This is a genomic window from Calditrichota bacterium (assembly GCA_014359355.1).
Taxonomy (GTDB): Bacteria; Zhuqueibacterota; Zhuqueibacteria; order JANLFK01; family Oleimicrobiaceae; genus Oleimicrobium.
This window is the reverse complement of sequence record JACIZP010000330.1, coordinates 1-10,433: the sequence shown is the minus strand read 5'-3', so window position 1 is coordinate 10,433 and position 10,433 is coordinate 1. Positions and strand designations below refer to the sequence as shown.

Genomic DNA, 10,433 nt, shown 5'->3' with positions numbered 1-10,433 from the left:
TTTCCCACTTCGCTTTCCACTTCGATGATGCCATTGTGCTTCCGGATAATGCCGAAGGCGATGGAAAGCCCCAAGCCGGTTCCCTTGCCCAGTGGTTTGGTGGTGAAGAAGGGGTCAAAGATCTTGCTCCGAATCTCCTGGGGGATGCCTGGCCCTGTGTCCCGGATGGAGGTGACCACATAACCGTTTCCCTCTGTCACCCAGGTGGCTACCTCGAGCGTCCCGTTGCCCGCCATGGCCTCGGCAGCATTCATGATGATATTGATGAGCACCTGCTGCATCTGCCCGACATCCACCATGACCTTTGGCAACAATGGACTGAGGTTGCGAGTGACGGTGATCCCTTTGAAGATCGCCTGGGTGACCACCAAGTCGAGGGTAGTGGTGATGATCTTGTTGAGGTCGGTGACGGTCATCTCCAACTTGGTTTGCCGGGAGAAATCCAACAGGCCGCGCACGATCTTGCGGCAGCGCTCTGTCTCCCGGACGATGACCTGCAGGTCCTCCTTAATTGGGTCGCCGTCTTTCGCCTTTTCCAGAAGGAGGTTAGCGTACAGCAGGATGCCGCCCAGCGGGTTGTTGAGCTCGTGGGCGACTCCGGCTGCCAACTGCCCCACCGTGGCCAGGCGCTCGGATTGCATGATGGTCTGTTGCGCACGTTGCTTGAGCTGCTCGTCGCGGTCGAGCAGCGAGGCAGCCATGAAGTTGAACATGTGCCCCAGGGTGCCGATCTCATCTCGCGAGTTCACATGCACCTTGTGGGTGAGGTCGCCCTCGGCCAGTTGCCGCGTTGCCTCTGCAAGACGACGCAGCGGCTTGAGAATGCCGTTGGCCAGCACGATGCTGATGAGCAAGGCGCCCACTACCCCCGCCAGCGTGATGCCCATGAAAGTGAAGAGGGTGGCCCGGCGCAGGTCTGCGAACTTTTGCTCCAGCATGCCCACGTACAAAATGCCGATGATGTTGCCAGATAGATTGCGGATGGGCTCATAGGCGGTGATGTACCAATGGCTGACGACAAAGGCGCGTTCAATCCATGGTAGGCCCTCTACCAACACGCGATCGTACACCGCCGCTGAAACCTGCGTGCCGATAGCGCGCGTGCCATCCTCGCGCAAGACGTTCGTCGCAATCCGTAGGTCGCCCTGGAAGATGGTGGCCGAGCCGATCTCCTTGCCCTTATACACTTCTCCCTGGTACACGGTCTGCTTGATGGTGTCCACGAGGGCGTAGTAGCGGTTCAGGAGCACGCCGCCGTAGATGACGCCGAGCACATTGCCGGCCTCGTCGAGCACCGGGGCGGCGGCCTTGAGCATCATACCGCTGGTCTCCTCGCCAGCTGGGCGGGGCTTGGCCATGGGCGTGGGGATGACGGTGATGCGCGCCCGCTCTGCGAGGTCCTGGCCCTCTTTCAGCAGCTCCTCGCGGGGAATAATGGTCGTGCCGGCCACAGTCTGCTCGGTCAACAGTACACGCCGCACGATCTCATCCTCCGTCTGGCTGTCACCGGCCACTCTAGGGTTTCGCGCCCGGAAAATGACTCTGCCCCGCGCATCCGTAGCGCTCAATACGTCGAGGGACTCCATCTCCAAGGTGCGCTGTAGTTCCCTGCCCAAGGCCTTGATGTTGCCGGCGGCCATACCCTCGCGGACATAGTAGCGAATCGACGTCAGTTCCACCACATCACGGATGCGTTCCAATTTGTTGCGATACAGGGCACGGGCGGTGTTGAGGTCGTTGCGCACCTTGTCCTGCGCCTGTCGCACCACCACATCGCCGATGAGACGGAAACCGACCCACGCCGCAATGGTACCCGAAAGCAGAACCACCACGACAAAGCTCAGGATAAGCTTTGTGCGCAGGGAGATACTCAGCGGCGCCTTCGGAAGCAACGACATGTGCGACTCCTCGGTGCGAAGCAGTGGCTGCCTTTCTTCACGGCCTGCCACCGCAATTTAAGAAAAAGCGTTGACTGGGTCAACAAAAATGTTATATTTGCAAAGACGAATGTGCGGCCTCATTTCGCGAGGAGCAGCTTGATCGAAGTCGTCGACGTCAGCCTTTCTTACCCCGGACAAGATGGCGGCGGCTGTCTTGCCCTGGACCGCGTCTCGTTGGTCATCGACGAGGGCCAATCCCTTGGCCTCATGGGTGCCAACGGTTCGGGCAAAACCACCTTGGCCCGCTGTCTCAACGCTCTCCTGGTGCCCACGGTTGGCAAGGTGCTTGTGGATGGCCTGGACACCAGGGACCCTGCCAATCACCTGGCCATTCGCCAAAAGGTGGGAATGGTCTTCCAGAATCCGGACAACCAGATCGTCTCGGCCACGGTGGAGCGAGAGATTGCCTTTGGCCTCGAAAACCTCGGCATCCCCTACGAGGAAATGCACGCACGAGTGGAAGAGGCGCTGCAGCGGTTCGACCTGGCAGGCTACCGCCAGCACCCGCCGCATCTGCTTTCCGGCGGCGAAAAGCAGCGCCTCGCCTTGGCAGCGGTGATGGCCATGCGTCCCAAGTACCTGGTCTTAGATGAGCCCACTTCGCTTCTCGATCCGCAGGGCCGCGAGGCCATCGTTGCCATGATCCAGAGTTTGCACCGCGAGCAAAAGTCCGCCGCAAATTGCAAGGTCTCTACGCTGCTCATCAGCCAGTATCCTGAGGAGCTTTTGGGCGTGGACCGCCTGCTCGTCATGGATCGCGGGCGCATTGTCATGGACGGGCCGCCGGCACAGGTGTTTCGCGAAGTGGAAACCCTGCACGGTCTCGGCCTGGAAGCCCCGGTAGAGTTCGAATTGCAGCGGCTTTTTGCGCGCCACGGGTTGGAGTGGTCTGTCTGAACTGGCCTGAAGCTTGGCTGGTGGCCCTATGAGGAGGCGGCGCTTGGTGGAGAATTGGTGTGCTCCTCTTAGATTGCTCGCATGCATCATGACCTTGTGCGGCATGCTTTACGGTAGAGCGTGGCCGGCGGAGACCGTGGTGTTGCGGGTGGCTAACTGGGGTGGTGCCGAGGAGGTGAAGAGCGAGCAAGCCATCGCCGACGAGTTTGCGCGTCGGCATCCTGGGGTGGAGGTCCGCGTTGAATCCATTCCCGCTTCTAACTACAAGGAGAAAGTGCTGTCGGCCATCGCCGCCGGCTCGCCGCCCGATGTGTTCCTCCTCGACTCGGTCATCATGCCCACGTTCATCAACCGCGGACTGCTCTTAGACCTCATGCCCTTTGCCCGGGCCAAGGGCATCGACCTGTCGATCTACTTTCCCAATGTGCTCAAAATCGGCATGCGCGACAGCGCGCTGTACGCCTTCCCCAAGGACTTTAATCCTATCGCGATGTACTACAATCGCCGGATGTTTGACGAGGCTGGTTTGCCCTATCCCCAGCGGGGCTGGACGTGGGAGGACTATCTGGGTCTGGCAAAGCAGCTCACCAAGGATGTGGACGGAGACGGTCGGACTGACCAGTTCGGCACCGCCTTTTCCACCTACCTCTTCTACTGGCAGCCATTCGTGTGGATGAACAACGGCGACATTCTCAGCCCAGATGGTAGCAAAGCCACGGGCTACTTGAACTCGCCGGCTACTGAGGAGGCGGTTCAGTTTCTCATTGACCTGCGGGTGAAACACCAGGTCGCCCCGCACGCGCAGTACGCCGCAGCCGAGAGTGGCGGCATCACCCGGCTCTTCTTCACCGGGCGGATCGGCATGGTGGTGAGCGGGCACTGGCTACTGACCACCATCCAGGAGTACATGAGGCGCGGCGAGCTGGAAGTGGGTGTGGCGCCGCTGCCCACACCTACCGGCGGCAAGCACGTCACCGTCATGTACGAGGCAGGATGGTGCGTGCCGAAAGGGACGCCGCACCCGGAGCTGGCCATGGAGTTGGCAGCCTTTTTGGGTGGCAAGTGGGCTGGCATGCAGCGCATCGAGTCGCTGATCGCTATCCCGGCCATCGTCGAAGTGGCCCAGAAACAGGCAGAGCTCGACCCCTTCGGCTTGGAGCAAGTGTTTCTGGACGAGGTGCCTTACTGCCGGCAACCGTGGGGAACGGTGGTGGAGCAGTTCCGCCGCGTGGAAGAGCTGGTGAAAGACGCCGTGGACCTTGTGCTCTATCGCGGTTGGGACCTGCACGCGATGTTCACCGACGCAGCGCGCAAGATCGACCAGGAGTTCGCCGAGGCGCGCGAAACGCCGGTGGTGGCCGCCAAGCCAGGTTCTGAGCGCGGATTCGTGTTGCGCTTCTTGTTCATCGTGGGGCTGGTTTCCCTTAGCGCAGGTTTGGCGAATCTTGTCCTGGCCCGCCACAGGGAGCGCCGTGTGACCGCAGAGGGCTATGCCTTCTTGCTGCCGTCGTTTGCGCATCTGCTGGTGTTCGTGCTGGCTCCGCTGCTCTTCTCCCTCTACCTGAGCGTGCACCGCTGGGACGTGATCATGCCCACCAAGCCTTTCGTGGGCCTGGACAACTACAGGTCGATCTTCACGGACCGACTCTTCCTGAACGCGCTCAAAAACACGGCGCTCTACACTCTGCAAGTGCCGGTAGCGATGACCATCTCCTTGGCGGTGGCGATGATGATGAATCAGCGCATCAAAGGGGTGAACCTGCTGCGGACTCTGTACTTCTTGCCAAGCGTATCCTCTTTTGTGGCCATCGCCATGGTGTGGCAGTGGCTCTACGAGCCGCAGTTCGGGCTCATCAACTACCTGTTGCGGCTGTTGGGCCTCGGCACCTGGAGTGGCCTGAGCAGCCCGAACACCGCCCTCGTGTCCCTGATGGTCATGACCATCTGGATGCAGATTGGCTACCAGATGGTGATTTTTCTGGCCGGGCTGCAGGGCATACCGGACTTTCTCTACGAGGCGGCCATCATCGATGGGGCCAACGCCTGGCAGCGCTTCCGTCGCGTGACCTTACCTTTGCTCAAACCAACCACGTTCTTCATCCTGGTGACGGCGATCATCGGCTCATTTCAGGTCTTCACCTCCGTGTGGGTGATGACCCAGGGCGGGCCGGCTCGCGCCACCGATGTCGTGGTCTATCACATCTACCAAAATGCGTGGGAATACCTGCGCATGGGGAGAGCCTCAGCGATGGCCTGGGTGCTGTTTTCCATCATCTTGGTCATCACGCTCATTCAGTTCCGCCTCATCGGCAGGCGGGTGGAGTACAGCTAATCCTGGCGGTTGGCCGCGGCCGAGGATGGGGCGCGCCTTGCGGTGAGAAAGATGGGAGTAAGGTGACATCGCAGAGAGTCATATGAAAGCGACACGTGCGCAAAGAGCAGCAAAGGTGCTGGGGCGCGTGCTCATCTACGCGGCGCTCCTGGGCTTGGCCCTGTCCATGCTCGTCCCCTTCATCTGGATGGTGATGACCTCCTTCATGAACGAGCTCGAAGTGAGCCAGTATCCGCCCAAGCTATGGCCGAGCAGGTTTCTGTGGTCCAACTACCGCGAGGCATTGACGTTGTTGCCGTTCGGGCGGTTTTTCTTGAATTCTATCATCATGAGCGTCGGCGCCGTGGTGCTGCAACTGCTGGTGTGCTCCATGGCGGCATTTGCCTTTGCGCGGCTACACTTCCGCGGGCGGGATCGCCTTTTTGGCCTGTACATCGCCACGATGATGATCCCGGTGATCGTGACGATAATCCCCGCTTTTCTCATTGTGGATGCCTTTGGCTGGGTGAATACCTACCAGGGACTCATTCTCTACTTTGCCAGCAGCGTGTGGGGCATATTCTTGCTGCGCCAGTTCTTCTTGACGCTGCCCAGGGATCTGGAGGATGCGGCGCGCATTGATGGCGCCTCCACATTTCACATTTACTGGCGCATTGCCCTCCCCTTGTCAAAACCGGCGCTGGCCACGTTGGGCATCTTCTCGTTTATGGCCGTGTGGCGCGACTTTCTCTGGTCATTGATCGTCACCACGCAGATGGATATGCGGCCGGTGGAGGTGGGTATCGCCTTCTTCCACAACATGCACGTCACCAAATGGCCGTACCAGATGGCGGCGGCCGTGTGCGTAATGTTGCCGATTGTCGGCATCTTTTTCGTCGCGCAGCGCTACTTCGTGAGGGGCATTACGCTCACCGGCTTGAAGGGGTAGAAGAGGCTTTCTGGCGAAAGGCTGGCATGCACCGACAAGGTGAGGAGACAACGGAGCGAGTTTTCAGGAGGAATGCGATGGGGAGGACGGCCTCGAAGATCGACGCTCCCTCGGCGGGAATCAGCAGGCGGAGGTTCGTGGGATACTCAGCGCTTGGCTCCTTTCTTGGATTGTTTTTCGGGGGCGCATGGTCCCGGCTACAAGAAGCGCGCAGACTGCGGGTGGAGAAGGAGATGGTGAAGGGGGCCGAAGCGGTCGCTGGGCTGGAGTTCACCGAACCAGAGCGCGATCTGCTCATGGACGGCGTCAATGAGAACCTCGCTGCCTTCGAAAAGCTGCGCGCCATCCCCCTGGACAACAGCGTACCTCCGGCGTTGCAGTTCAACCCAATCCCGCCAGGCCTGACCATTGCGGTCAAAAAGATCAGGAACCGGCGCAGTCGTGTGCAACTTCCGCCGTTACCCTCTCGGCTGGAAGCTGTGGCTTTTTGGCCGGTGACGTACCTCGGCGAATTGTTGCGCACCCGCAAGGTGAGCTCGCGGGAGCTCACCCAGATGTATCTGGACCGCCTGCGCCGCTATGACCCCCACTTGAAGTGTGTGGTGACGCTGACCGAGGAACGCGCCATGGAGCAGGCAAGGCGCGCGGACGAGGAGTTGGCCGCAGGCAAGCGGCGTGGCCCGTTGCACGGGCTGCCATGGGGCGCAAAGGATCTGTTGGCGACGCGCGGCTACAAAACCACTTGGGGCAGCGTCCCGTTCAAAGATCAAGTGCTCGACTATGACGCCACCGTGGTGCAGCGTCTGGACCAGGCGGGTGCTGTTCTGGTCGCCAAACTCAGCTTGGGGGAGCTGGCCTGGGGCGACGTGTGGTATGGCGGCCAGACGCGCAACCCGTGGAACGTAGAACAGGGCTCCAGCGGCTCCTCTGCGGGACCGGCATCAGCTACTGCGGCTGGCCTGGTGGCCTTCTCTATTGGCAGCGAGACCTACGGTTCGATTGTCTCACCCTGTACGCGCTGCGGGGTGACCGGCCTGCGCCCGACCTTCGGCAGAGTGAGCCGTTTCGGCGCCATGGCCCTCAGTTGGAGCATGGACAAGCTCGGTCCCATCAGCCGGTCTGTGGAGGATTGCGCCTTGGTGTTCGAGGCCATCTGCGGGCCGGATGGCAAGGACCTCACCGTAGTGGACGTGCCGTTTGCATGGGACCCCCGTGCTGACCTGCGGAAGATCCGCGTGGGTTTTGTGCAGAGCGCCTTCGAGGACCCGCGGCGCGACCAGGAAGCCTCGTTGCGCGACACCGCAGTCTTGCACACGCTCCGTTCTCTGGGCGTCGACTTGGTGCCCATCGCGCTGCCTGATTTGCCCGTGGATGCCCTGCAGTTCATCCTCAATGCCGAGGCGGCAGCCGCCTTCGACGAATTGACACGCAGCAACCGCGACGACCTGATGGTGCGCCAGGTCAAGAACGCCTGGCCGAACGTGTTCAGGCATTCCCGGCTCATCCCTGCGGTGGAGTACATTCAGGCCAATCGCGTGCGGACGCTGCTCATGCAGGAGATGGCCAAGGTCATGGCTCAGGTCGATGTCTACGTGGTGCCAACCTTTGGCGGCAACAACCTTCTCCTCACCAATCTCACGGGTCATCCTTGCGTGGTAGTGCCAAACGGCTTTACCGAAAAAGGCACACCGACGAGCATCACTTTCGTAGGAAAACTGTTCGGCGAGGCGGATTTGTTGAGGGTGGCCAAGGCATATCAGGACGCCACTGACTTTCATCTGCGGCACCCAGCTTTGCCCGATTGAGGGGCAGGAGCCTATCGGGTGTGAAAAGGGGTAGGCATAGCCATGCGGAGGGGCCCATGCTGAAGATCAAGGAAGTATTCGTGGTGGTGGAGAACCGCCCTGGAACTGTGGGCCAGTTGTGCCAGGAGCTCGCGCGGCGCAAGATCAACATCGAAGCCATCGGCGTGTTCGGCGATGTGGCCAAGCTGTGGGTCTCCAACACGCAAAAGGCCCTGAAGACCCTCAGCGCGCTTGGCTACGAGGTGGAGGAGCGGGAGGTGTTGGCCGCCGAGCTGGAAAACCAGCCGGGCGCCCTGGCAAAGCTTGCCCTCGCCTTGGGCGAAGCCGGGGTCAACATCGAGTACTGCTACGGCACCATGAGCCCAGGGCAAGAACGAGGCGTGGTGATCTTGGATGTCTCGGATATCAACCGGGCTCTGGAAGTGATGGGAAAGTAGCTGTGAGCTTGTGCGGGCCATGCTCCGTGAACTTGGCCCGCAGTTCGCCGGTTTTCCGAGAGGCACGCCCAGCTCCCGTGGAGGTGCAGTGAGGTTAGGCTTTGCCGATGGTGAACTGATGCCCGCGGCACGTGCGCCTGCGTAGACCTGCTGCGGAGTTGAGCACCGCCGGGCGTAAGAGCCCTCGTGCGCGCCGCAGAAAGATCGCCCCACGCTGGTAACTGACTCTTTACTCGGGAGGCTCCATGGAAATCAGGCATGTCCGGTCCTGGCGGGAGGAGAGGGCCTTTGTGGCTCTGCCCTACCGCTTGTACAAGGGAGATCCTTACTGGGTGCCACCATTGCGCAGCGAACAGCGTAAACAGCTCCGGCCGACGACCAACCCGATGCTGCTGCATTGCGATTGTGCGCTGTTTTTGGCCTGGGACGGCGGCCAGCCCGTGGGGCGTATCGCCGCCTTTGTGGATCGCCATGCCAACGACTACTGGGGCACCTCTATCGGCTTCTTCGGCTCCTACGAGTGCGTTGACGATGACCAGGTCGCCGCTGCCCTGCTGGGCGCTGCCCAGGGGTGGCTACAGGCGCGGGGCATGACTGCCATGCGCGGGCCGATAAGCTTCGAGTCACAGAACTGGGGCTTTATCGTCGAGGGCTTTGACTACCCGCCCACGATAATGTCGCCGTACAATCCGCCGTTCTACAACCGCCAGATGGAGGCCTTCGGCTTGCGCAAGGTGAAGGACCTGGAGGTATATCGAGGCGATGCCTCGGGCGGGTATGTGCTGCCAGAGCGCTTTGTCCGCCACCTACAGCACATTCAGGAGCGCCATCAGGTGCGAGTGCGGACAATAGACATGAAACGGCTGAACAGCGAAGTGAGGACGATCGTCGACCTTGCCAATCGCTCTCTTGCTCACAATTGGGGCTATGCCCCGGTGACCGACGCGGAGGCAGCCGAGATGGCGCGTAGCCTCAAACTTATCCTTGATCCGAAGGTGGTCTTTATCGCAGAAGCGGCTGGGCAACCAATCGGTTTTTCCATTGCCTTCCCGGACGTGAACGAGCTGCTGCGCGGCCTCAATGGGCGACTTTTCCCGTTCGGGATTTTCAAGCTGCTGTTTGGGCTAAAAAAGGTGAACAGCTATCGCATGTGGGCACTGGGCATCGTTCCTGAATTTCACCGTCGGGGGATCGACACCCTGCTGTACGTCAAGACCTACGAGGCGCTGCAGCCGCGGGGCGCACGTTTAGAGGCCAACTACGTGCTCGAGGACAACTTTGCGATGAAGGATGCCATCCTCAAGCTCGGCCTGCAGTTGGTAAGGCGGTACAGGGTCTACGAGATGCCACTTACAGCTTCTTCCTGACGGGTGTGGCTTGCGCAACGGCCATAGAGAAAATGCGACGGTGGAGGCGACTGGCTGGTGCTGGGGTGGGGAAGGTGAGGAGAGACGCGTATGAAACGTTGGATGCGCCTGGCTTGTGTTGGTACGACAGTTTTCGGTTTGCTTGGCACAGCACACGGCAATTCACCTGCGCGCGTGACCTTTTTCCAGGTGTGGGTCCTGGCCGGCTACGAAGGCTTGGAGGAGTCGGCGTTCCCGGGCATGGCGAACGAGCCGACGATCATGGTGGTGCGCCAGGAGGAGGGGGAGCGGGTGGAGGTCGCCGCCTGGCTGAGGGGACTCTTTCGCTTGGAAAGCGTTGACCTTCTTGACCTGGAGACCGTTGTGGAAGTGCACAGCGCAGAGGTGAGCGGCGCCCAGCCGCCCTTTTTCGATGCGGGCGAGTCTGGGGAGTTCCGCGTCTGGTGGCTCGGAGGCGTTTCCGCTCCGCCGGAGGGCATGGTCCTCGCGTCATTGGCAGCGGATTTCTTAGGCCAGGACCTGGTTCCGGCCGTGCAGGTCCTGTGTGCACCAGGCGAGATGGTCGTCGTCGCCAGGCGTGTGGGTCTGCAGAGCGAGGACGGAGAACTTGGCTCCCTGTCCGGGCTAGGGAAGCCGGGCATGATTTTCATGCTTGCCGCCAAGGGCGAACACATGCAGGTTGACGAGGGCAGCTACCGAAAGGCAGTGGACCACTATCTCCGCCTCC

General features: G+C 60.9%; 8 protein-coding genes. 7 read left to right on the top strand and 1 reads right to left on the bottom strand.

Annotated elements, in window-relative coordinates; translation table 11 throughout:
• Window positions 1-1,898, bottom strand: a 1,898-nt coding sequence (locus H5U38_13995) for a cache domain-containing protein (protein MBC7188133.1), incomplete at its 3' end; no start/stop codon positions are given.
• A 138-nt stretch (window positions 1,899-2,036) separates the two neighbouring features.
• Here H5U38_13995 and H5U38_13990 point away from each other — a divergent pair.
• From H5U38_13990 to H5U38_13960, 7 genes are all read left to right on the top strand, one after another.
• Window positions 2,037-2,837, top strand: a complete 801-nt coding sequence (locus tag H5U38_13990; GenBank protein ID MBC7188132.1) for an ATP-binding cassette domain-containing protein — start codon at window positions 2,037-2,039, stop codon at window positions 2,835-2,837.
• A 103-nt stretch (window positions 2,838-2,940) separates the two neighbouring features.
• Window positions 2,941-5,169: an extracellular solute-binding protein gene (locus H5U38_13985; GenBank protein MBC7188131.1), complete on the top strand. Its 2,229-nt coding sequence runs from the start codon at window positions 2,941-2,943 to the stop codon at window positions 5,167-5,169.
• Window positions 5,170-5,251: 82 nt separating this feature from the next.
• Complete coding sequence (locus tag H5U38_13980) at window positions 5,252-6,097, top strand: carbohydrate ABC transporter permease (GenBank protein MBC7188130.1); 846 nt, start codon at window positions 5,252-5,254, stop codon at window positions 6,095-6,097.
• 77 nt (window positions 6,098-6,174) lie between these two features.
• Window positions 6,175-7,902 (top strand): amidase, encoded by a 1,728-nt coding sequence (locus H5U38_13975; GenBank protein ID MBC7188129.1) that lies wholly within the window; start codon window positions 6,175-6,177, stop codon window positions 7,900-7,902.
• Window positions 7,903-7,958: 56 nt separating this feature from the next.
• Window positions 7,959-8,339, top strand: coding sequence for an ACT domain-containing protein (locus tag H5U38_13970; protein MBC7188128.1), 381 nt, complete (start codon window positions 7,959-7,961; stop codon window positions 8,337-8,339).
• Between the two features lie 245 nt (window positions 8,340-8,584).
• The gene (locus H5U38_13965) at window positions 8,585-9,706 is read left to right on the top strand and encodes an N-acetyltransferase (protein ID MBC7188127.1); all 1,122 of its coding nucleotides are present in this window, start codon (window positions 8,585-8,587) and stop codon (window positions 9,704-9,706) included.
• Window positions 9,707-9,796: 90 nt separating this feature from the next.
• On the top strand, window positions 9,797-10,433 hold a 637-nt coding region (locus H5U38_13960; GenBank protein ID MBC7188126.1), incomplete at its 3' end, for a hypothetical protein.